Origin of the sequence: Streptococcus suis (genome assembly GCF_002964045.1) — a bacterium.
Lineage (GTDB): Bacteria > Bacillota > Bacilli > Lactobacillales > Streptococcaceae > Streptococcus > Streptococcus suis_U.
The window spans coordinates 1-271 of record NZ_POPB01000325.1 but is presented as its reverse complement, the minus strand read 5'-3'; the positions used below and the strand labels follow the sequence as shown (position 1 = coordinate 271).

The window sequence follows — 271 nt, the reverse complement described above, 5'->3', positions numbered from 1 at the left end:
GTTGTCGATAATCTGTGACAGGGCAAAACTGAGCCACTTTCTGTCGGTTTTCAGTAACCAATTTCCATCGATGGTCACTGAAATGTCTTTTTGCAAGAACTGATTGCGGTATTTTTTGACCAAGTCCACAACTACTTCTATTACTTCCACCTGCTCAAAACGAAAATCGCTAGCATGGTTGGTCAGTTTGAGGTAATTGAGGAGATTTGCCATATAATTGTCCAAGCGTAAGAGCTGGTGATTGACATCCTGCTGGTTGAGATTATCGGTC

The 271-nt window shown here is 42.1% G+C and carries 1 pseudogene; it reads right to left on the bottom strand.

Annotated features, from left to right (window positions below):
- Window positions 1–271: pseudogene (locus C1E99_RS06415) on the bottom strand (sensor histidine kinase); the annotation flags it as partial.